This window comes from Actinobacillus suis ATCC 33415, from assembly GCF_000739435.1.
Classification (GTDB): domain Bacteria; phylum Pseudomonadota; class Gammaproteobacteria; order Enterobacterales; family Pasteurellaceae; genus Actinobacillus; species Actinobacillus suis.
Genome location: NZ_CP009159.1, coordinates 1521233 through 1542054, shown reverse-complemented (window position 1 = coordinate 1542054; position 20822 = coordinate 1521233). Strand labels below are relative to the sequence as shown.

At 42.6% G+C, this 20822-nt stretch carries 20 protein-coding genes, 2 tRNA genes and 2 rRNA genes; 12 read left to right on the top strand and 12 right to left on the bottom strand.

Annotated features, from left to right (window positions below; genetic code table 11):
- Positions 1 to 52 precede the first annotated feature (52 nt).
- The 10 genes from ASU1_RS07015 to ASU1_RS06970 all read left to right on the top strand — a co-directional run bounded on the left by ASU1_RS07015 (position 53) and on the right by ASU1_RS06970 (position 11434).
- A tRNA-Ile gene (locus tag ASU1_RS07015) sits at positions 53 to 129 on the top strand.
- Positions 130 to 180: 51 nt separating this feature from the next.
- Positions 181 to 256: transfer RNA gene (locus ASU1_RS07010), tRNA-Ala, on the top strand.
- Between the two features lie 240 nt (positions 257 to 496).
- Positions 497 to 3396 (top strand): 23S ribosomal RNA (locus tag ASU1_RS07005).
- Between the two features lie 106 nt (positions 3397 to 3502).
- A 5S ribosomal RNA gene (gene rrf / locus ASU1_RS07000) occupies positions 3503 to 3618 on the top strand.
- A 352-nt stretch (positions 3619 to 3970) separates the two neighbouring features.
- Complete coding sequence (locus ASU1_RS06995; RefSeq protein ID WP_039195299.1) at positions 3971 to 5566, top strand: ABC transporter substrate-binding protein; 1596 nt, start codon at positions 3971 to 3973, stop codon at positions 5564 to 5566.
- Positions 5567 to 5730: 164 nt separating this feature from the next.
- Positions 5731 to 7332: an ABC transporter substrate-binding protein gene (locus tag ASU1_RS06990; RefSeq protein WP_014992073.1), complete on the top strand. Its 1602-nt coding sequence runs from the start codon at positions 5731 to 5733 to the stop codon at positions 7330 to 7332.
- A gap of 127 nt (positions 7333 to 7459) precedes the next feature.
- Entirely contained in the window at positions 7460 to 8464 is a 1005-nt protein-coding gene (locus ASU1_RS06985; RefSeq protein WP_014992072.1) for an ABC transporter permease subunit, read from the top strand.
- 77 nt (positions 8465 to 8541) lie between these two features.
- On the top strand, positions 8542 to 9432 hold the full coding sequence (locus ASU1_RS06980; RefSeq protein WP_014992071.1) for an ABC transporter permease subunit: 891 nt from the start codon (positions 8542 to 8544) through the stop codon (positions 9430 to 9432).
- A gap of 10 nt (positions 9433 to 9442) precedes the next feature.
- Entirely contained in the window at positions 9443 to 10429 is a 987-nt protein-coding gene (dppD, locus tag ASU1_RS06975) for a dipeptide ABC transporter ATP-binding protein (RefSeq protein WP_014992070.1), read from the top strand.
- Positions 10430 to 10441: 12 nt separating this feature from the next.
- Complete coding sequence (locus tag ASU1_RS06970; RefSeq protein ID WP_014992069.1) at positions 10442 to 11434, top strand: peptide ABC transporter ATP-binding protein; 993 nt, start codon at positions 10442 to 10444, stop codon at positions 11432 to 11434.
- Positions 11435 to 11540: 106 nt separating this feature from the next.
- On the opposite strand, the gene ASU1_RS06965 is transcribed toward ASU1_RS06970, so the two are convergent.
- From ASU1_RS06965 to exbB, 9 genes are all read right to left on the bottom strand, one after another.
- Positions 11541 to 12179: a hydrolase gene (locus ASU1_RS06965; RefSeq protein ID WP_014992068.1), complete on the bottom strand. Its 639-nt coding sequence runs from the start codon at positions 12177 to 12179 to the stop codon at positions 11541 to 11543.
- A gap of 55 nt (positions 12180 to 12234) precedes the next feature.
- Positions 12235 to 12579, bottom strand: coding sequence for a RidA family protein (locus ASU1_RS06960; RefSeq protein WP_014992067.1), 345 nt, complete (start codon positions 12577 to 12579; stop codon positions 12235 to 12237).
- Positions 12580 to 12666: 87 nt separating this feature from the next.
- Positions 12667 to 13704, bottom strand: a complete 1038-nt coding sequence (locus ASU1_RS06955; protein ID WP_014992066.1) for a branched-chain amino acid aminotransferase — start codon at positions 13702 to 13704, stop codon at positions 12667 to 12669.
- 143 nt (positions 13705 to 13847) lie between these two features.
- Positions 13848 to 14171, bottom strand: coding sequence for a Grx4 family monothiol glutaredoxin (grxD, locus tag ASU1_RS06950; RefSeq protein WP_039195759.1), 324 nt, complete (start codon positions 14169 to 14171; stop codon positions 13848 to 13850).
- Between the two features lie 80 nt (positions 14172 to 14251).
- Positions 14252 to 14857 carry a recombination mediator RecR gene (recR, locus tag ASU1_RS06945; RefSeq protein WP_014992064.1) on the bottom strand — a complete coding sequence of 202 codons (606 nt, stop codon included), beginning with the start codon at positions 14855 to 14857 and terminating at the stop codon, positions 14252 to 14254.
- Positions 14858 to 14924: 67 nt separating this feature from the next.
- Positions 14925 to 15254 carry a YbaB/EbfC family nucleoid-associated protein gene (locus ASU1_RS06940; RefSeq protein WP_005600053.1) on the bottom strand — a complete coding sequence of 110 codons (330 nt, stop codon included), beginning with the start codon at positions 15252 to 15254 and terminating at the stop codon, positions 14925 to 14927.
- Positions 15255 to 15422: 168 nt separating this feature from the next.
- Complete coding sequence (locus tag ASU1_RS06935) at positions 15423 to 16268, bottom strand: energy transducer TonB family protein (RefSeq protein ID WP_039195284.1); 846 nt, start codon at positions 16266 to 16268, stop codon at positions 15423 to 15425.
- A gap of 9 nt (positions 16269 to 16277) precedes the next feature.
- Complete coding sequence (gene exbD / locus ASU1_RS06930; protein WP_014992062.1) at positions 16278 to 16667, bottom strand: TonB system transport protein ExbD; 390 nt, start codon at positions 16665 to 16667, stop codon at positions 16278 to 16280.
- A gap of 44 nt (positions 16668 to 16711) precedes the next feature.
- Complete coding sequence (exbB, locus tag ASU1_RS06925) at positions 16712 to 17164, bottom strand: TonB-system energizer ExbB (RefSeq protein WP_014992061.1); 453 nt, start codon at positions 17162 to 17164, stop codon at positions 16712 to 16714.
- A gap of 197 nt (positions 17165 to 17361) precedes the next feature.
- Here exbB and glpE point away from each other — a divergent pair, with 197 nt between their 5' ends.
- Both glpE and ASU1_RS06915 read left to right on the top strand, forming a co-directional pair.
- Entirely contained in the window at positions 17362 to 17688 is a 327-nt protein-coding gene (glpE, locus tag ASU1_RS06920; protein ID WP_014992060.1) for a thiosulfate sulfurtransferase GlpE, read from the top strand.
- Between the two features lie 43 nt (positions 17689 to 17731).
- On the top strand, positions 17732 to 18577 hold the full coding sequence (locus tag ASU1_RS06915; protein WP_014992059.1) for a co-chaperone YbbN: 846 nt from the start codon (positions 17732 to 17734) through the stop codon (positions 18575 to 18577).
- 74 nt (positions 18578 to 18651) lie between these two features.
- Here ASU1_RS06915 and dhaM read toward each other — a convergent pair whose 3' ends face one another.
- The 3 genes from dhaM to dhaK are packed head-to-tail and all read right to left on the bottom strand — an operon-like array spanning position 18652 to position 20766.
- Entirely contained in the window at positions 18652 to 19059 is a 408-nt protein-coding gene (gene dhaM / locus ASU1_RS06910; protein WP_014992058.1) for a dihydroxyacetone kinase phosphoryl donor subunit DhaM, read from the bottom strand.
- Positions 19060 to 19067: 8 nt separating this feature from the next.
- Entirely contained in the window at positions 19068 to 19694 is a 627-nt protein-coding gene (dhaL, locus tag ASU1_RS06905; protein WP_014992057.1) for a dihydroxyacetone kinase subunit DhaL, read from the bottom strand.
- A gap of 1 nt (position 19695) precedes the next feature.
- Positions 19696 to 20766 (bottom strand): dihydroxyacetone kinase subunit DhaK, encoded by a 1071-nt coding sequence (dhaK, locus tag ASU1_RS06900; protein WP_014992056.1) that lies wholly within the window; start codon positions 20764 to 20766, stop codon positions 19696 to 19698.
- Positions 20767 to 20822: the final 56 nt, after the last annotated feature.

The window sequence follows — 20822 nt, the reverse complement described above, 5'->3', positions numbered from 1 at the left end:
AGATTGTTTGATAGAAGAGAAGACGAAAACGGACATAATCCGGCATCCTTTTGGGTCTGTAGCTCAGGTGGTTAGAGCGCACCCCTGATAAGGGTGAGGTCGGTGGTTCAAGTCCACTCAGACCCACCACTCTAAACGAGTGAAAACTGAAAGGTGAGATTATGTTCAGTCATGATGTATGGGGATATAGCTCAGCTGGGAGAGCGCCTGCCTTGCACGCAGGAGGTCAGCGGTTCGATCCCGCTTATCTCCACCAATCATCATGACTAAGTGAATAAGTAAAAGATTTGTTTATTTAGTCATGATGATAAGTCAAATTATTGTCTTAAATTGTTCTTTAAAAAATTGGAAACAAGCTGAAAAACTGAGAGATTTTCGAAAGAAAGTCTGAGTAGTTAAAAAAATCTTGACTGAACAAAAGCAGTCAAGTGTTTAGTTGAATAAAATACAGCATTGAATGGATTTGAATAAGATTTGAAAACATTTGAGGTTGTATAGTTAAGTGACTAAGCGTACACGGTGGATGCCTTGGCAATCAGAGGCGAAGAAGGACGTGCTAATCTGCGATAAGCTTGGATGAGTTGATAAGAAGCGTTTAATCCAAGATTTCCGAATGGGGAAACCCACTAGATGAAGAATCTAGTATTTACTACTGAATACATAGGTAGTAAAGGCAAACCGGGAGAACTGAAACATCTAAGTACCCCGAGGAAAAGAAATCAACCGAGATTCTGTAAGTAGCGGCGAGCGAAAGCGGAAGAGCCTGTTAGTGATAGCAGTAGACACAGAAGAACGAGCTGGGAAGCTCGACTATAAAGGGTGATAGTCCCGTATTCGAAGTGTCTATTGTGGTACTAAGCTAACGACAAGTAGGGCGGGACACGAGAAATCCTGTTTGAAGATGGGGGGACCATCCTCCAAGGCTAAATACTCCTGATTGACCGATAGTGAACCAGTACTGTGAAGGAAAGGCGAAAAGAACCCCAGTGAGGGGAGTGAAATAGAACCTGAAACCGTGTACGTACAAGCAGTGGGAGCCTCTTTGTGGGGTGACTGCGTACCTTTTGTATAATGGGTCAGCGACTTATATTTTGTAGCGAGGTTAACTGAATAAGGGAGCCGAAGGGAAACCGAGTCTTAACTGGGCGTTTTAGTTGCAAGGTATAGACCCGAAACCCGGTGATCTAGCCATGGGCAGGTTGAAGATTGGGTAACACTAATTGGAGGACCGAACCGACTAATGTTGAAAAATTAGCGGATGACTTGTGGCTGGGGGTGAAAGGCCAATCAAACCGGGAGATAGCTGGTTCTCCCCGAAATCTATTTAGGTAGAGCCTTGAGCGGACACCTTCGGGGGTAGAGCACTGTTTCGGCTAGGGGTCCATCCCGGATTACCAACCCGATGCAAACTGCGAATACCGAAGAGTGATACTCAGGAGACACACGGTGGGTGCTAACGTCCATCGTGGAGAGGGAAACAACCCAGACCGCCAGCTAAGGTCCCAAAGTACTAGTTAAGTGGGAAACGAAGTGGGAAGGCTTAGACAGCTAGGATGTTGGCTTAGAAGCAGCCACCATTTAAAGAAAGCGTAATAGCTCACTAGTCGAGTCGGCCTGCGCGGAAGATGTAACGGGGCTAAAACTAGTCACCGAAGCTGCGGCATCAGTCGAAAGACTGTTGGGTAGGGGAGCGTTCTGTAAGCGGATGAAGCTGAATTGAGAAGTTTGGTGGACGTATCAGAAGTGCGAATGCTGACATAAGTAACGACAAAACGAGTGAAAAACTCGTTCGCCGGAAGACCAAGGGTTCCTGTCCAACGTTAATCGGGGCAGGGTGAGTCGGCCCCTAAGGCGAGGCTGAAAAGCGTAGTCGATGGGAAACGGGTTAATATTCCCGTACTTGGTATAACTGCGATGTGGGGACGGAGAAGGTTAGGTTATCAGACTGTTGGATGTCTGTTTAAGCCGGTAGGTGGGAATTTTAGGCAAATCCGGAATTCCGTTAACACCGAGAAGTGATGACGAGTCTCTACGGAGATGAAGTAACCGATACCACGCTTCCAGGAAAAGCCACTAAGCTTCAGGTTATACTAAACCGTACTATAAACCGACACAGGTGGTCAGGTAGAGAATACTCAGGCGCTTGAGAGAACTCGGGTGAAGGAACTAGGCAAAATAGCACCGTAACTTCGGGAGAAGGTGCGCCGGCGTAGATTGTAGAGATTTACTCTCGAAGGTTGAACCGGTCGAAGATACCAGCTGGCTGCAACTGTTTATTAAAAACACAGCACTCTGCAAACACGAAAGTGGACGTATAGGGTGTGATGCCTGCCCGGTGCTGGAAGGTTAATTGATGGTGTTATCGAAAGAGAAGCTCCTGATCGAAGCCCCAGTAAACGGCGGCCGTAACTATAACGGTCCTAAGGTAGCGAAATTCCTTGTCGGGTAAGTTCCGACCTGCACGAATGGCATAATGATGGCCAGGCTGTCTCCACCCGAGACTCAGTGAAATTGAAATCGCCGTGAAGATGCGGTGTACCCGCGGCTAGACGGAAAGACCCCGTGAACCTTTACTATAGCTTGACACTGAACATTGAATTTTGATGTGTAGGATAGGTGGGAGCCTTTGAAGATGACACGCCAGTGTTGTTGGAGGCGTCCTTGAAATACCACCCTTTAACGTTTGATGTTCTAACGAAGATTGCGGAACGCGGTCTCGGACAGTGTCTGGTGGGTAGTTTGACTGGGGCGGTCTCCTCCCAAAGAGTAACGGAGGAGCACGAAGGTTTGCTAATCACGGTCGGACATCGTGAGGTTAGTGTAATGGTATAAGCAAGCTTAACTGCGAGACAGACAAGTCGAGCAGGTGCGAAAGCAGGTCATAGTGATCCGGTGGTTCTGAATGGAAGGGCCATCGCTCAACGGATAAAAGGTACTCCGGGGATAACAGGCTGATACCGCCCAAGAGTTCATATCGACGGCGGTGTTTGGCACCTCGATGTCGGCTCATCACATCCTGGGGCTGAAGTAGGTCCCAAGGGTATGGCTGTTCGCCATTTAAAGTGGTACGCGAGCTGGGTTTAGAACGTCGTGAGACAGTTCGGTCCCTATCTGCCGTGGGCGTTGGAGAATTGAGAGGGGCTGCTCCTAGTACGAGAGGACCGGAGTGGACGCATCACTGGTGTTCCAGTTGTCTCGCCAGAGGCATTGCTGGGTAGCTACATGCGGAAGAGATAAGTGCTGAAAGCATCTAAGCACGAAACTTGCCTCAAGATGAGTTCTCCCCGACTATAAGTCGGTAAGGGTTGTTGGAGACTACGACGTAGATAGGTCTGGTGTGTAAGTGGTGTGAGCCATTGAGCTAACAGATACTAATTGCCCGAGAGGCTTAACTATACAACGCTCAAGTGTTTTTGAGCACTACACTCAGTAGCAGCTTGTTTCGAATTTAAGAAGAAAGAACAAAGACAAAGAAAGAAGACAAAAGACATCAACAGAATATTCTGGCGACCAGAGTGCTGTGGCTCTACCTGACTCCATTCCGAACTCAGAAGTAAAACGCAGTAACGCCGATGGTAGTGTGGGGCTTCCCCATGTGAGAGTAGGGCATCGCCAGATTGAATTTAGGACCCTGTGGTTAGCGATAACCACGGGGTTTTTGCTTTTTTACAACGGACAACGATGTTGTTTTATCCAGAGCCTTATTCTCAGCCTCAGCCTCAACCTCATCCTTATCTTTACTTTCATTTTCTCCTTTCCTTTTTTCCTTTTTGCTGATTTAAGCTGCCTTACTAATGATTTGCAAAACGGCAGGGAAATTTGACCGCTTGTCAGAGTGGAATGAATAAAGTTAGTCTTATCTCTTATGAGGGGTAATAAAAGGTTGCAGTTGAACGTTGCAATATGAAATAGGGCTGATAATATGTAAATTATTCAAAAAATAATTTATAGCACAACATCAGGGTATTTCATGCAAAAATTTTTCTCTTTATCAGCGTTTACGTTGTTACTTTTCTCTAATTCGGCACTCGCTGCTCCTAAAACATTTACTTATTGTATTGAATCTTCGCCTACTTTTTTAAACCCGCAAATCGGCACAGACGGTGCAACATTAGATGTGGCACAAGCGTTATATAATCGTTTAATTGATTTTGAACCGGGTACAACAAATCTTATTCCTTCATTAGCTGAAAAATGGGATATTTCTGTGGATGGTAAAACCTATACCTTTTATTTACGTAAAGGGGTTAAGTTTCATAAGAATAAAGAATTTACCCCTTCTCGTCATTTCAATGCTGATGATGTGTTGTTTGTCTTTAATCGCCAATTAAATAAATATAATTATTTCCATAATGTTTCGGGCGGAAACTATGAGTTTTTCTTAGGTATGGATATGCCTAATATCATTGAAAAAGTCGAAAAAGTGGATACTTATGTAGTCAAATTCCACTTAAAAGTGCCGAATGCGCCGTTTTTAGCAAATCTTGCAATGGATTTCGCTTCGATTTCTTCCGCTGAATATGCCGACCAAATGTTAAAAGCCGGCACGCCGGAAAAAGTCGATACCGCACCGATAGGTACAGGGCCGTTTGAATTTGCTGGTTTACAAAAAGATGCTTATGTGCGTTTTAAAGCTTTCGATGATTATTGGCAAGGCAGAGCGAAATTAGACCGCTTGGTATTTAGTGTGACGCCGGATGCGACTGTTCGTTATGCCAAATTGCAGAAAAACGAATGTCAGGCAATGCCGTATCCAAACCCAGCTGATATTGCTCAGATGAAAGCGGATACTAACTTACAAGTATTGGAAAAATCTGGCTTAAACATTGGTTATATTACTTTTAATTTGGATAAGAAACCGTTAGATAATCAGAAAGTACGTCAAGCACTCAATTATGCGGTAAATAAACAAGCGATTTTAGAATCAGTGTACCAAGGTACTGGTTCTGTTGCTAAAAATCCGATGCCGCCGACAATTTGGGGCTATAACGATGAGATTCAGGATTATGAATATAATCCTGAAAAAGCGAAGGCGTTATTAAAAGAAGCTGGCTTGGAAAATGGTTTTGAAACGGAATTATGGGCAATGCCGGTTTCTCGCCCGTATAATCCGAATGCACGTCGTATGGCTGAAATGGTTCAAGAGGATTGGAAGCAAATCGGGGTGAATGCCAAAATTGTTAGTTTTGAATGGGGAGAATACCTCAAGCGAATGGAACAAGGCGAACATTCAACCGGTATGATGGGCTGGACTGGCGATAACGGTGATCCGGATAATTTCTTAAATACTTTATTAAGTTGTAATGCGGTCAAACAAGGCTCAAATTATGCACATTTCTGTGATAAATCTTACAATGATTTAGTTACGCAAGCAGCGCAAGAGCCAGATAAGGTAAAGCGAAAAGCACTTTATAAACAGGCTCAAGTAATTTTTAAACAGCAAGCGCCTTGGTTGCCGATTGCACATTCAACAACTTATTTCCCGATGCGTAAAGAAGTAACAGGCTATACGGTTAGTCCTTTCTTATCGCATAACTTCTATCGAGCGGAGTTAGGAAATAATTAATAGATTGTAGTAAATATGATAAGCGGTCTAAATTTTGCGGAAATTTGCAAATTTTCGTTGGATTTAGACCGCTTTTTACTGAAAAAGTATTGAACTTCATCGAAAAACTTGTATATTCGATTAATTCATAAAAATAAAAAACAAACACAACATTGGAGCATTCAATGAAAAAACTCACAAAACTTTCTTTGTTCTCATTGGCTATTGCCGCCTCGAGTTCGGCTTTGGCTACACCTAAAACATTCGTCTACTGCTTAGAAGCCTCACCTACTTACTTAAATCCTCAATTTGCAACAGACGGTGGTACGCTTGATGCGACCAGCCAAACGATTTTTAACCGATTAGTAGATTTCGCTAAGGGGGAAACTTCAGTTATGCCTTCTTTAGCGGAAAAATGGGATGTGTCAGAAGACGGTAAAAGTTATACCTTTTATTTACGTAAAGGGGTGAAATTCCATTCAACTAAAGATTTTAAACCAAGCCGTGATTTTAATGCGGACGATGTAGTGTTCTCATTCAATCGTCAATTAGATCCGAATCACCCTTTCCATAAGGTATCCGGTGGTAACTATGAATATTTTATCGGTATGGATATGGGCAATATTATTCAAAATGTTGAGAAAGTGGATGATTATACGGTTAAAATTAATCTAAAAGTGCCGAATGCACCATTCTTAGCGAATATTGCAATGGACTTTGCTTCGATTTTCTCTGCGGAATATGCTGAGAAATTATTAAAAGCGGGTACGCCGGAAAAATTAGATCAAAATCCGGTTGGTACAGGCCCATTCCAATTTGTTGATTACCAAAAAGATTCTCAGATTCGTTACAAGGGCTTTGAGCAATATTGGGAAGGTAAACCGGCGATTGACCGTTTAGTCTTTGCGATTACACCGGATGCATCGGTGCGTATGGCGAAATTACAAAAAGGTGAATGCCATGCCGCACCTTACCCGAATCCGGCTGATCTGGAAGCATTGAAAAAAGATCCGAATATCAATTTAATGACCAAACCGGGTTTAAATATCGGCTATTTACATTTCAATACGCAGAAAAAACCGTTTGATGATGTGAAAGTGCGTCAAGCGTTAAACTATGCGATTAATAAAGAGGCGATTATTCAGTCTGTTTATCAAGGTTCCGGCGAAAAAGCGAAAAATCCGATTCCACCGACAATGTGGAGCTATAACGATGAAGTGAAGGATTATGACTATGATCCGGAAAAAGCCAAAGCCTTGTTAAAAGAAGCCGGATTGGAAAAAGGTTTTGATACCGAAGTGTGGGCAATGCCGGTTTCTCGTCCGTATAACCCGAATGCACGCCGTATGGCGGAGCTTATCCAAGAAGATTGGAAAAAAGTGGGTGTGAATGCCAAAATCGTGAGTTACGAATGGGGTGAATATCTCAATCGTATGCGTGACGGCGAACATACAACCGGTATGATGGGCTGGAACGGTGATAACGGCGATCCGGATAACTTCCTAAATACCTTATTAAGTTGTGCGGCGGTAAAACAAGGTTCTAACTATGCAAAATTCTGTCATAAAGATTTTGATAAGTTAATGACCGATGCAGTTCAAACAACTGATAAAGCAAAACGTACCGAGCTTTATAAACAAGCGCAAGTACTTTTCAAAGAACAAGCACCATGGGTAACCATTGCTCACTCAACCACTTATTTCCCGGTTCGTAAGGAAGTAACAGGTTATGTGATTAGTCCATTTAGCTTACATAATTTCTACGGTGTTGATTTAGAGGCAAAATAAGTTCTCTTATTAACCATTGAAAAGCACGGCAGAGAGTTATCGGCTATTTGTAAAAAATTCGCTGAATTTTACCGCTTAATGCCGTGTTTTTCATATTTTCCGTGGTTCAAATAATGAGTATTACCTAATGTTTTCATTTATTCTTAAACGTCTTTTGATGGTTATCCCAACCTTTTTGGCGATAACGTTAATTACTTTTGCCTTAGTGCATTTAATTCCGGGCGACCCGATTGAAATTCGGATGGGAGAGCGTGGCTTAGATCCGGCAGTTCACGCTCAGATGATGGCGCAGCTCGGTTTAGATTTACCGCTGCATGAGCAGTATTTTAATTATATTAAAGGGGTGTTTCAGGGCGATCTCGGTAATTCATTTCGTAACAATGAGCCGGTGTTAAAAGAGTTTTTCACACTGTTTCCGGCAACGGTTGAATTAGCCTTCTTTGCGTTGTTATGGTCGCTGATATTTGGGATTTTCCTTGGTGTAATTGCTGCGGTGAAGAAAGATTCGTGGATTTCACATACAGTAACCACTTTATCTTTAACCGGTTATTCGATGCCGATTTTCTGGTGGGGCTTAATCTTAATTCTCTATTTTTCCACACCGTTAGGCTTACCGGCTTCCGGACGTTTACCTTCCGAATATTGGATTGAAGCGGAAACCGGCTTTATGCTGTATGACACTTGGGTTTCAGATGAGTCGGGGGCATTTATTGCCGCAATTAAATCACTAATTTTGCCTTCGATCGTGTTAGGCACTATTCCATTGGCAGTGGTGACGCGTATGACCCGTTCTTCAATGCTGGAAGTGTTAGGCGAAGATTATATTCGTACCGCAAAAGCGAAAGGTTTGAATACCACTCGCATTGTGATTGTCCATGCGTTACGTAATGCCTTGATTCCGGTGGTTACTGTAGTGGGACTGATTGTGGGGCAGTTACTTTCTGGGGCGGTACTTACAGAAAATATTTTCTCGTGGCCGGGTATTGGTAAATGGATTATCGATGCGATTAATGCTCGTGACTATCCGGTTTTACAAGGTTCAGTGCTAATTATTGCGACGATTATTATTTTAGTGAACTTAACCGTTGATTTAATTTATGGTGTAGTTAACCCAAGAATTCGCCATAACTAAGCCTATTTTTCAGCTTTTACAAGCGGTTAAATTTACGCAAAATTTTGCAAAATGATTTGAATGGAGTGAGATACATAATGTCTTCAACAACCCTTTCGGCACCGGCTCCGAAGACACCTTTACAAGAGTTTTGGTATTATTTTTGCCAAAACCGTGGTGCGGTTATCGGGCTTGCCTTTATTACTCTTGTCTTTTTTGCTGCGGTATTTGCAGGTTGGGTTGCCCCTTTTGACCCGATTGAGCAAAACCGTAGTGCTTTACTATTGCCTCCGGCGTGGATGGACGGCGGTAATTCCGCTTATCTGTTAGGAACCGATGATATTGGGCGTGATATTCTTTCTCGTATTATTTACGGTGCACGCTTATCTGTGTTTATCGGTTTAGTGATCGTTGTTTTATCATGCGTATTTGGCGTAATTTTAGGCTTACTTGCCGGTTATTACGGTGGTGTGATTGATATTGTGATTATGCGCTTTGTCGATATTATGTTGGCAATTCCGAGCCTACTTCTCACTATTGGTGTGGTCACCATTTTAGGCCCTTCCTTGATTAATGCGGCGATTGCGATTGCGGTTGTATCGATTCCAAGCTATGTACGTTTAACCCGTGCTTCGGTCATGAGCGAAAAAAATCGTGATTATGTGGTCGCGAGCCGAGTTGCCGGCGCCGGTGTATTACGTTTAATGTTTATCGTGATTTTACCGAACTGTCTAGCCCCGTTAATCGTACAAATGACGATGGGGATTTCCAATGCGATTTTAGAACTTGCCGCACTTGGCTTCTTAGGTATCGGAGCACAACCGCCGACACCGGAACTAGGCACAATGTTGGCGGAATCACGCGGTTTTATGCAATCGGCAAACTGGTTGGTAACCATTCCGGGGCTGGCGATTTTATCGCTTGTATTAGCATTTAACTTAATGGGCGATGGCTTACGTGATGCACTCGATCCAAAACTGAAACAATAAGGAGAGCAAGATGGCTTTATTAACGGTAGATCAGCTTTCTGTCCATTTCGGTGATGAGAAAGCCCCCTTTAAAGCGGTAGATCGTATCAGTTACACGATTAACGAAGGCGAAGTATTAGGTATTGTTGGCGAGTCCGGTTCGGGTAAGTCGGTTAGCTCGTTAGCGATTATGGGCTTAATTGACTTTCCCGGTCGTGTGACGGCAAATTCGCTTGAGTTTAACGGCAATAATTTATTAGCGTTAAAACCGAAAGAAAAACAAAAAATTGTCGGTGCGGACGTGTCGATGATTTTCCAAGATGCGATGACCAGTCTTAACCCAAGTTATACGGTCGGGTTCCAAATTATGGAAGCGTTGAAGGTGCATCAAGGTGGCTCAAAAGCGACCCGTCGTGAACGTGCGATTGAGTTATTGACGATGGTGGGGATTCCGGATCCACAATCTCGTTTAGAGGTGTATCCGCATCAGCTTTCGGGGGGTATGAGCCAGCGCGTGATGATCGCAATGGCGATTGCTTGCAATCCGAAATTATTGATTGCGGACGAACCGACCACCGCATTAGACGTAACGATTCAAGCGCAAATTATTGATTTATTATTGGAATTGCAACGCAAAGAAAATATGGCGTTGATTCTGATTACCCACGATTTAGCATTGGTTGCAGAATCGGCACATCGCATTATCGTGATGTATGCAGGGCAAGTGGTGGAAGAGGGCAAAGCAGAATTAATCTTTAAAGCGCCGCTTCACCCCTATACGCAAGCATTGCTGAAAGCGTTGCCTGAATTTGCCGAAGGTAAATCTCGTTTACAATCGTTGCCCGGTGTGGTTCCCGGTAAATACGACCGACCGCAAGGCTGTTTGCTGAATCCTCGTTGCCCGTATGCAACGGATAAATGCCGTGCCAGCGAGCCTGAATTACGAGTTTTAAACGGTCGCCAAGTGAAATGCCATTTTCCATTAAATGAAAATGGTGTGCCAACTACACAACAATAACGGAGAAGCGAAATGACTGATTTGCAAAAAAATGAACAAAACGCACCGCTTCTTGATGCGAAAAATTTGAAAAAATATTATCCGGTTAAGCAAGGTTTGTTTGCTAAACCGAAAACGGTTAAAGCGGTAGACGGTGTGTCATTCCAATTGGAACGAGGCAAAACATTGGCGGTGGTTGGAGAGTCCGGTTGTGGTAAATCAACCTTGGGGCGAATGCTCACGATGATTGAAAGCCCGACTGAAGGCGAGCTGTTTTATAAAGGGCAGAATTTCTTAGTCAATGATAAAGATACCGCTGTATTACGCCGTAAAAAAATTCAGATTGTGTTCCAAAACCCTTATAGCTCGCTGAATCCGCGTAAAAAAGTGGGTAGCATTTTAGAAGAACCGTTATTAATCAATACCGATTTATCGGCAGCAGAGCGTAAAGCGAAAGTGTTAGAAATGATGGGCAAAGTCGGTTTAAAACCTGAGTTTTACGATCGCTATCCGCATATGTTTTCCGGTGGGCAACGCCAACGTATTGCGATTGCCAGAGGTTTAATGCTCAATCCTGATGTGGTCGTGGCGGATGAGCCGGTTTCGGCATTGGATGTATCGGTACGTGCGCAAGTGCTTAATTTGATGATGGATCTGCAAGACGAGATGGGGCTTTCCTATGTTTTCATTTCGCATGATCTGTCGGTGGTTGAGCATATTGCCGATGAAGTGATGGTAATGTACTTAGGACGAGTGGTCGAGCAAGGCGAAACTAAAGCGATTTTCAGTAATCCTCGTCACCCGTACACCCAAGCGTTACTTTCGGCAACACCTCGTTTAAATCCGGAGCAACGTCGTGAGCGGATTAAATTAACCGGTGAATTACCAAGCCCGTTAAATCCGCCGAAAGGTTGTGCGTTTCACGCTCGTTGTCGTTTGGCAACCGAAAAATGTAAAGCGGAACAACCTCAATTAAAAAGCTATGAAAACGGCACCAAAATAGCCTGTTTTATGGTGGAACAGTAAGATAAATGTTCACCACGGAATACACTGATTACTCGGATATTTTCTGTGTAATCGGTGTATTCCGTGGTTTTTATTTCTCTGTAAGCAATGAATCGTAAAGTAAGAATCACAATAGCTGTTTAAGATTCTCAATGAGGTAATCCAGAATTGATTTTCCGGTTTGTAATTTCGTACTTAGCATTCGTTGCGCATTAGCGTGGTGAATATTGAGTGTTTGATTAATATCCGGTTCGTTGGTTAAGTTCCACTGTTGACCGAGGCGAGCAACAATATCGGATAAATCGTGTTCAGCTTTGGTTTCCGCACGAATATTAATCCATAAATCGGCATTGGGTTGGGGTTGCGGTGTTTTATAGATATTTGAACCAAGCCAAACGAGTGTCCCTTCTCCCACCGGATCAAGGGTTGCGAGCAAACGTACGCGATAGCCTTTGTCTTTTAGTATTCCGGCCAGATGTGGTGCATTCCAGCCGCCTAAACTGTGTCCGATAATATAGATAAGATCTTGCGGCTGAATTTTGATGAGTACATTTAATTCAATGTCGCTAAGATGAAAAATATGGTTGTAACCGAGCGTATGAATATGAATTTGCTCGTAATTAGGAATACAGCTTTTAATTTTTCTTGCCAGCCGTTGTTTTGCTAGGCTGATATTGCGGAGCGGGCCAACAAAATAATAAGGTTCTTGATCAGCTGCACCACCGATTAAGAATATATGCGCCTGACGATAAAATGGGGATCGCATATTACCTCCTATAGTAAAAAAGCGTGGGTAAGCCTGTTCAGCCCCACGCTTTTAGTTATACCGCAGCATTCACTACGATTTCAACCTTCCAATTCGGATTTGCAAGTCTTGCTTCCACCGCAGCACGTGGTGGCGCATTGTTTTCCGCCACCCATTCGTCCCACGCACGGTTCATTTCATCATAATAAGCCATATTGGCAAGATAAACGGTTGCCATTAAGATCTTACTTTTATCGGTATTAGCTTTAGCTAAGAATTTATCAATTTCCGCAAGCACTTGTTTGGTTTGCTGATAAGCGTCTTGGCTATCGTCTGTCGGCACTTGACCGGCGAGATAAGCCACGCCGTTATAAATGGCAACTTCAGAGAAACGTTTACTGACATCAATGCGTTTAATCATAATATTCCTTATGTTTGAAAGAAAACAAGCGGTAGAAATTTGCAAAAAAATTGCAAAATTTTACCGCTTGTCATAGCTTAAATCGGATTATTCTACTTTAACAATCCAGCCTTCCGGTGCTTCAACATCACCGAATTGGATACCGGTAAGTTCCGCATATAAGCGTTTTGTTACTGGGCCAACTTCCGTTTCCGAATAGAATACGTGGAAGTTATCTTTATGTTGAATACCGCCAACCGGTGTAATTACCGCCGCTGTACCGCAAGCGCCGGCTTCAGCGAATTGATCTAATTGATCGATATATACATCGCCTTCAATCGTTTCCATACCTAAACGCTCTTTAGCGATATGTAATAACGAGTATTTGGTAATACTTGGCAAGATCGATTCTGACGCTGGGGTAATAAATTTATTATCTTTGGTAATACCAAAGAAGTTTGCTGCACCCACTTCTTCAATTTTAGTGTGAGTTTTCGGATCAAGGTAGATCGCATCGGCAAATTTGCGTGTTGCTGTACCTTGTTCTGTCGCTAATTCGTGCGGTAATAAACTTGCCGCATAGTTACCACCCACTTTAACTCCGCCGGTTCCCATTGGAGCTGCACGGTCGTAGTCGGTTGTGATGAAGTTAGACGGCGCTAAACCACCTTTAAAATACGCACCCACCGGACAGCAGAATACGGAGAAAATGTATTCCGGTGCCGCTTTAACACCAATATTTTCACCCACGCCGATTAAGAATGGACGTAAGTAAAGTGTTGCACCTGAACCGTATGGGCCTAACCAATCTTGGTTTGCTTTTACTACTTCTTTACAAGCACGCACAAATAACTCAGTCGGCACTTCCGCCATTAATAAACGACGTGCAGTACCTTGCATACGTTTTGCATTTTCTTCAGGGCGGAATAAGTTAATAGAACCGTCTTTGCAGCGATAGGCTTTTAAACCTTCGAAACATTGTTGACCGTAGTGAAGTGCGGTCGAACCTTCATGAATGTGGAGAGTGTTATCTGTGGTTAATTGACCTTCATCCCATTTACCATCTTTCCAATGTGCGATGAAGCGATAATCCGTTTTAATGTAGGAAAAGCCTAAGTTAGCCCAATCTAAATCTTTTAAAGCCATGTTGTTGTGTCCTTATTGTTATTTCTTACAAATGAATTTTTACATTGTAAGCCAAAAACGAAGCGGAATGTAAGAGCAAAATGGCATTTTTTTGTCGAAAAAAAGCCCAAGCGAATTGCTTGGGCTGAATGTTTGTCAAAGAATTAAGCGTGTTTTGCCGCAACTTCTTTTAATAAGGTTTGTAGTTCACCTTTTTGGAACATTTCTAATACGATGTCACAACCACCGATTAATTCGCCTTCTACCCATAATTGTGGGAAAGTCGGCCAGTTTGCGAATTTTGGTAATTCAGCACGAATATCCGGGTTAGTTAAAATATCTACATAACCGAATGGTACTTGGCAGTTAATTACCGCTTCCACCGCACGAGCAGAGAAACCGCATGAAGGGAATTTCGGCGAACCTTTCATATAAAGAAGAATTGGGTTTTCGCTGATTTGTTTTTTGATTTTTTCAATAGTATCGATAGTTTCCATGATAACCTCTAGTGATTAATACCTGAGTGATTGTATCAGACTTTTATGACTAGCCAAATAACCTTTTCACCTTATAACGAAATATCTCGTCTGCCGGCAAAAGAGTGGGAAAGGGTTGTACCGTCTACCATTTCTAATGAGCCGCCAACCGGAATCCCGTGTGCAATTCGAGTCACTTTCACATTGTGGATGCGGCACATTTCCGCAATATAATTAGCCGTTGCATCTCCCTCAATCGTTGGATTGGTGGCAAGAATCACTTCGTGAAAAGATTCGTTCTCTAAACGACTTTGTAATAGATCTAAGCCGATTTCTCTCGGTCCAATGCCGTCTAATGGGGAAAGATGTCCCATTAATACAAAATAGCGCCCTGAAAATTGTCCGGTTTGTTCAATTGCTTGAATATCTTCCGGCATTTCAACTACACAAAGTTGACCGCTCATTTGACGACGAGGATTTTTACAAATATTGCATTCGTCTTCTTCGGTAAACGTACGACAAGAACGACAATGACCGATATGTGTCATTGCTTCGCTCAATGCTTTCGATAAGTTCACTCCGCCGGAACGATTGCGTTGTAATAAATGATATGCCATACGCTGTGCGGATTTTGGACCGACACCGGGTAATGCACGCAGGGCTTCCATAAGGTTTTCGAGTAAAGGGCTAATTTGCATAAATAGGAATGGATAGTTGAAAATTAATAATGGATAGTTGCAAAAGCGCCTATCCATTATCACTAAATTAGAATGGGAACTTCATGCCCGGTGGTAATTGCATACCGGCAGTCACGCTTGCCATTTTTTCTTTTTGCATTTCTTCCGCACGGCGAACGGCATCATTGAATGCAGCGGCAACTAAGTCTTCCACCATCTCTTTATCGTCTTCCATTAATGACGGATCGATTTCGATACGACGGCAGTTATGTGCACCATTGATTGTTACTTTTACTAAACCTGCACCAGATTCGCCGGTTACTTCAAGTTGTGCGATTTCTTCTTGCATTTTCTGCATACGCTCTTGCATTTGCTGAGCTTGTTTCATTAAACCGCCTAAGCCGCCTTTTCCAAACATTACATTTTCCTCAATTTGTATAATAAAAATAGAAACAGTTTATTTTACTTAAGCACCCCGCTTTAGGCAAGCGCTTATCTTTTGCTGATGTTTGCAAAATTTTAGTAAAAAATGACCGCTTATAACGAATAAAAAATAAGCTCCCGCAGGGGAGCTTATTGGTAAGATTTATTCAATCGAGAATTTTACCGGAACAGTAACACTACTTGGGAAACCAGACGGTGGCGGTGACACTTTGGTGCTTTGCGCTGCTTTAACTGCTGCGTTATCAAGATTACTGTTACCGGAACTGTTTAACACTTTTACATTGGTTAAATCGCCAGAAGACGATACGGTAAAACCAATAGTAACAACCCCTGTTTTACGCATCATTTTTTCTCGAGCGGGATAGGCATTGTTAGCTCGACGTTGTAAGGCTCGCTGTAATGCAGCTTTATAAGCTCCGATTTCACTACCATTACTTCCGCTGCCACTGCCACCTGCCGCACCATTTTGTGAGCCGTTCGCTGATGTACCGTTAGGATTACCGTTTGGTTTACCATTCGGGATGCCCGCTCGTGCTTGAGTACCTTGCACTGCATTCGGTATGGCTTTTGCGACAATACCTTGTTTGGCTTCCGGCCCTTTTTCTAATGCCTTAATCGGTTTATCTTTAGCTTTCTCTTTTTTAGGCTTTTCTTTTTCTTTAGGCTTCGGTTGCTCTTTTGGTTTTGGCTTTTCCTTCGGCTTTTCTTTAGGTTTAGGCTGTGGCTTCGGTTCAGGAATCGGCTCTGCTTCAGGTTCCGGCTCCGGTTCTGCTTGCTGTTTTTCCGGTTCCGCTTGTGTAGGTTGTTCTTCTGCCACCGCAACTTGAGGCTGTTCTAATAAAGCGGCAACTAATTCCATCGACATTACATTATCTTCAGGCTGACCGTCCGAATGAGAACTTTTTACTATCGAAATGAAACCGGCAAAAACAAAGGTGTGAATAACAATAGAACTGATTAACCCGATACGAGAATGTTTTTTCTTCATACTCGTATCCTATTTCTTGGCTGTATCTTTCTTCGTTACGATAGCGACGTTTTTAATTTCATTCGCAGAGAGTACATCGGTGAGTTCAACAAATTTTTCAAATGCCACCGCACCATCTACTTTTAAGGTTACTTTTTGGGTTTTGTCCCAAGTGGCAATCTCAGTAGTAAGTGCTTCTTTAGTAATTGGTTGATCGTTGAAATAGAACTCGTTGTTTTCTGTGATCGTAAGAAGTTTAGCTAATTCATCCGCTTTCATCGCTTGAGTCGTGGTTGCTTTCGGCACATTCACTTGAATTTTGCCTTGTGAAATAAATGAGGCGGTAACAAGCACGATCGCTAATAGCACCAACATAATGTCGATGAACGGAATAATATTAATTTCGTCAAATTTTTTCATAAGAAACCTGATTGAGTTGCAAAAAATAAGTGAAATTTGACCGCTTATTGATTGGCTTTACGGGCTTGAATGGCCTGCCATTTAAGTTTGCTTTCATCTACTTTACGGTTAAAACCGCTGTAGAACATCATTGCCGGAATTGCAACTAAGATACCTGCTGCTGTCGCTTTTAATGCAAGTGAGAGGTGAACCATAATAGATGCGGCATCAATTTCACCGCCGGAATGACCTAAATGGTAGAAGGTAAGTAAGATACCTAATACGGTTCCTAATAAACCGATATAAGGCGCGTTAGCACCGATAGTTGAGATAGTGGTGAGGTTACGAGTTGTATCGATCTCTAAATCTTGGATGGTTTCATATTTTGTGACATCAAGCTGTTTATAAAATAGAACACGTTCAATAATTTTCCATACTAACACAACACTCATTAATAATAATAAACCTAAGATAATGTAATCTACATGATCTTGTAAAAGTTCAAGCATTTGTTCCATAAAATCCTCGGAAACGATATAAAAATATAGAAGACAGGTGATACTGTATAATGAAAATGGTTCGTAATTATACTAAGTGAGGCAGAAAATTCAACTCGTAATAATAGGTATTCTCGTTTATTTTTTATAAATAGATTATGCTATATTTACTCGTTATTTTTTTGTTATATAAATATAAATAAGGTGTAAGGCAAAATATGAGCGAAACATTTACTGAAATTAGTCCGCAGCAAGCATGGGAGTTAATCGAAAACGAAGGCGCGATACTTGTGGATATTCGAGATGTACGCCGTTATGTTTATAGTCACCCGAAGGATGCGTTTCATTTGACCAATGAAAGCTATGGGCGTTTTTTAGATGAAGTTGATTATGAAGAACCGGTGATTGTAATTTGTTACCACGGTGTAAGTAGCCGTAATACGGCGCAATTTTTAGTCGAGCAGGGCTTTGATCGCGTATATAGTGTAAAAGGCGGCTTTGACGGCTGGGAACGAAGCGGTTTACCGATTGAAACGGCTTACTAAAAATAAGGTATAATTTGCTAATTTTTTAGATTAGGAAAATAGTATGAATTATTTTGTCAATGTCACCGAAAGTAATTTTAGTGAAGTGTGGAATGCTGCGACACAAGTACCGGTCGTGTTTAATTTTATCTCACCGAGAGAAGTGGCTTCACTTGAAATGGATTCATTATTGCGCCGATTAGCGGATGAAAATCCGGCGCAATTTTTATTAGCTACAGTAAATTGTGATGAAGAGCAAGCATTGGCAGCTCAATTTAGAATTCAAACGATTCCGACCATGTATCTTTTTGCCGGCGGACAGCCGGTTGATATGATTCAAGGGGCGATTTCCGAGCAAGAAATGCGAGTGCGTTTAGCCAATATTTTGCCAAAAGAAGAAGAGCTTAAATTCAATCAAGCGTTGGAATTGTTGCAAGATCAGCGTTATGAAGAGGCATTACCGCTACTCAAATCAGCTTGGGAAATGACCGATAAGAAAAACAGTGATTTCGCATTGCTTTATGCAGAAACTTTTATTGTGATGAAGAAAGTGGAAGAAGCTCGAGAAATCTTAAAGCAGATTCCGATTCAAGATCGCGATAGTCGTTGGAACGGTTTACAGGCACAGATCGAGTTGTTAGAACAAGCGAATGAATCGCCTGAATTACAGCAATTACAAGCCGATTATGCAAATAACAAAACGCCGGAAATTGCGATTCGTTTAGCAAATCAGTTACATCAAGCACATAAAAATGAAGAGGCGTTAGTGCTACTGTTTGATTGGCTGAAAGCTGATTTAAATAGTGCAAATGGTGAAGTGAAAAGTCAATTTTTAGCGATTCTTTCTGCTTTAGGTAACGATCCTATCGTGCCAAAATTTAGACGTCAGCTTTATTCATTACTCTATTAATCGTATTTGAAGCAAAAAAATGAGGCGGAGTAACACTTTCGCCTCATTTTTTATTTGGTAAATTTTTCAGAAAATTAGACCGCTTGTTGCTGCTTTAATGCAGCTGCTTCATTTGCTTCTTGTAATACTGAAGCTAAATCATCGCCTCCGGCGGCGGCTACCGCCGCAGCAAACGCGCCTTCAACCAGCGGTGCATAGCTAATCACCACTTTTTCTGCTTTTTCAGGAGCGAGTAAATCAATCGCGGTTTCCGCACTTAAAATCGCACTGCCGAGGTCGACAAAGATTACTATACCGTCTTCGCTGAATACTTCTTCAATCGCATTCATAATTTTTACCGCATCTGTGCCAATCGGATTATCCGGATCATCAATACCGGCAGCTACAGCAATTTGGCACGATCCTTGTGCCATTTGGCGTGTAATTTCTGCCACGCCTTCTCCAAGTTGTTTGCTATGCGAAACAATCACTAAATTAACCATCATTACTCCTATTTAACCGCTTCCGCTAAGGCTTTGATTAAATAATAGCTTGACGTTGCACCGGGATCCGCATGACCGATACTACGTTCGCCTAAATAGCTTGCACGTCCTTTTTTTGCTATCATCGGCACCGTTGCATTTGCAAAGTTTTCGGCTTTTTCGACCGCTTGTTGAAGTAGAGCGGCTTCAGGCTGAGACGGATCTGCTTGAGCTAATTCGTCTAGTAACGGAAGCCAAACGTCACACATGGTTTTATCGCCCGATTCTGCTCGCCCACGCGCAACAATGCCTTCCACCCCAGCTTTGAAGACGCTAACAAGTTCTTCAAAGGTAAGCTGTTCTTTACCGTTAGCAATTTGCGAACCTTTGATAAATAAAGTGCCGTATAAAGGGCCGCTAGCCCCACCGACTTGAGAGAGTAACGTCATACCGACTGTTTTTAAGATAGTGCCAATATCTTTATCACTTACGCTAGCGACTTTTTCTAACGCTTTGCTAAAACCACGTTGCATATTTAAGCCGTGATCGCCGTCTCCGATTTCGGTATCCAGCTGTGTGAGAAAATCTCGTTGCTCGCTCATCACTTGATTACAATTTTCAAGCCATTGCAGAATGTGTTGTTTTGAAATCGTCATTTTATTCTCCCCAACGTAACGCCGGTGTATTAACCGGAGCATCCCAAAGTGCTAAAGTTTCATCGTCCACTTTCAGTAAAGTAATGGATACGCCTTGCATATCGAGTGAAGTGCAGAATGAACCGACCAAATTACGTTCAATGGTTAAGCCGAATTGTTCACAGCAATCGGCAAGCACGTTATAAACGCCATATAATTCTGAAAGCGGCACTGCACCTAAGTTATTCACTAACGCAATCACACGATCACCTTTTTGTAACGCTTGTTTTTTATCTAACACTTCGTTCCATTGTTGCGTGTCATTATCCCAACGGCGTACGTTACGCTCATAATCGCCGTGTGCGATGAGTGTTTCAAACATTTGGCGTACGGTTTTATCTAGGTTCTCAAACGGACGGCGTTCGATGCCCGGTTCGCCGTGAATGCCTACGCCAAATTCCATTTCGTTTTCGGCTAAAGTGAAAGAAGGTTTACCGGCTGCCGGTACGGTACAAGCACCAAGCGCAACACCAATCGAATGGCCGGCATTATTTAATTTGTAACCTAATTCGGCTAATTGCGATAAGTTGTAGCCTTTATCTGCCGCTGCGCCTAATAGTTTTTCTAATAACACGGTGTTGGCAACCCCACGGCGACCGGCGGTATATAAGCTATCTTTGACCGCAACGTCATCATCAATCAGTACGGTTGCAACTTTTACACCGCTATCGGCAAGGAGTTCGGTGGCGGTTTCGAAATTCAACACATCACCGGTATAATTTTTAATAAGTAATAAAACCCCTTCGCCGCTATCGACATTTAAACCACATTCAAACATTTGATCCGGTGTCGGCGAGGTAAAAATCGCACCCGGACAAGCACCATCTAACATTCCCTTACCAACAAAACCGGCGTGCATCGGTTCGTGTCCGCTACCACCGCCTGAAATCAATGCCACTTTACCGGCAACCGGTGCATCTGCACGGCGTACGTAAGTCGGCTCAGTGTTTAGAACTAGAGTCGAATGAGCTTTGGCAAAACCGGCTAATTGCTCTTGTAAGACCGTTTCGATTGAATTGATAAGTTTTTTCATAGACGGATATCCTTTTAAAAGAAGAATTTATCCCAATTTAACCAAAATTCGAGGCG

Bases quoted from the DNA above. Each gene is read 5' to 3' on its own strand.
- ASU1_RS06995 (WP_039195299.1), top strand. From the start codon at position 3,971: ATGCAAAAATTTTTCTCTTTATCAGCGTTTACGTTGTTACTTTTCTCT.
- ASU1_RS06935 (WP_039195284.1), bottom strand. From the start codon at position 16,268: ATGAAGAAAAAACATTCTCGTATCGGGTTAATCAGTTCTATTGTTATT.
- ASU1_RS06955 (WP_014992066.1), bottom strand. From the start codon at position 13,704: ATGGCTTTAAAAGATTTAGATTGGGCTAACTTAGGCTTTTCCTACATT.
- glpE (WP_014992060.1), top strand. From the start codon at position 17,362: ATGAGCGAAACATTTACTGAAATTAGTCCGCAGCAAGCATGGGAGTTA.
- ASU1_RS06915 (WP_014992059.1), top strand. From the start codon at position 17,732: ATGAATTATTTTGTCAATGTCACCGAAAGTAATTTTAGTGAAGTGTGG.
- ASU1_RS06965 (WP_014992068.1), bottom strand. From the start codon at position 12,179: ATGCGATCCCCATTTTATCGTCAGGCGCATATATTCTTAATCGGTGGT.
- dhaL (WP_014992057.1), bottom strand. From the start codon at position 19,694: ATGACGATTTCAAAACAACACATTCTGCAATGGCTTGAAAATTGTAAT.
- ASU1_RS06940 (WP_005600053.1), bottom strand. From the start codon at position 15,254: ATGTTTGGAAAAGGCGGCTTAGGCGGTTTAATGAAACAAGCTCAGCAA.
- ASU1_RS06990 (WP_014992073.1), top strand. From the start codon at position 5,731: ATGAAAAAACTCACAAAACTTTCTTTGTTCTCATTGGCTATTGCCGCC.
- ASU1_RS06960 (WP_014992067.1), bottom strand. From the start codon at position 12,579: ATGATTAAACGCATTGATGTCAGTAAACGTTTCTCTGAAGTTGCCATT.
- ASU1_RS06980 (WP_014992071.1), top strand. From the start codon at position 8,542: ATGTCTTCAACAACCCTTTCGGCACCGGCTCCGAAGACACCTTTACAA.
- dppD (WP_014992070.1), top strand. From the start codon at position 9,443: ATGGCTTTATTAACGGTAGATCAGCTTTCTGTCCATTTCGGTGATGAG.
- ASU1_RS06970 (WP_014992069.1), top strand. From the start codon at position 10,442: ATGACTGATTTGCAAAAAAATGAACAAAACGCACCGCTTCTTGATGCG.
- recR (WP_014992064.1), bottom strand. From the start codon at position 14,857: ATGCAAATTAGCCCTTTACTCGAAAACCTTATGGAAGCCCTGCGTGCA.
- exbD (WP_014992062.1), bottom strand. From the start codon at position 16,667: ATGAAAAAATTTGACGAAATTAATATTATTCCGTTCATCGACATTATG.
- ASU1_RS06985 (WP_014992072.1), top strand. From the start codon at position 7,460: ATGTTTTCATTTATTCTTAAACGTCTTTTGATGGTTATCCCAACCTTT.
- dhaM (WP_014992058.1), bottom strand. From the start codon at position 19,059: ATGGTTAATTTAGTGATTGTTTCGCATAGCAAACAACTTGGAGAAGGC.
- dhaK (WP_014992056.1), bottom strand. From the start codon at position 20,766: ATGAAAAAACTTATCAATTCAATCGAAACGGTCTTACAAGAGCAATTA.
- exbB (WP_014992061.1), bottom strand. From the start codon at position 17,164: ATGGAACAAATGCTTGAACTTTTACAAGATCATGTAGATTACATTATC.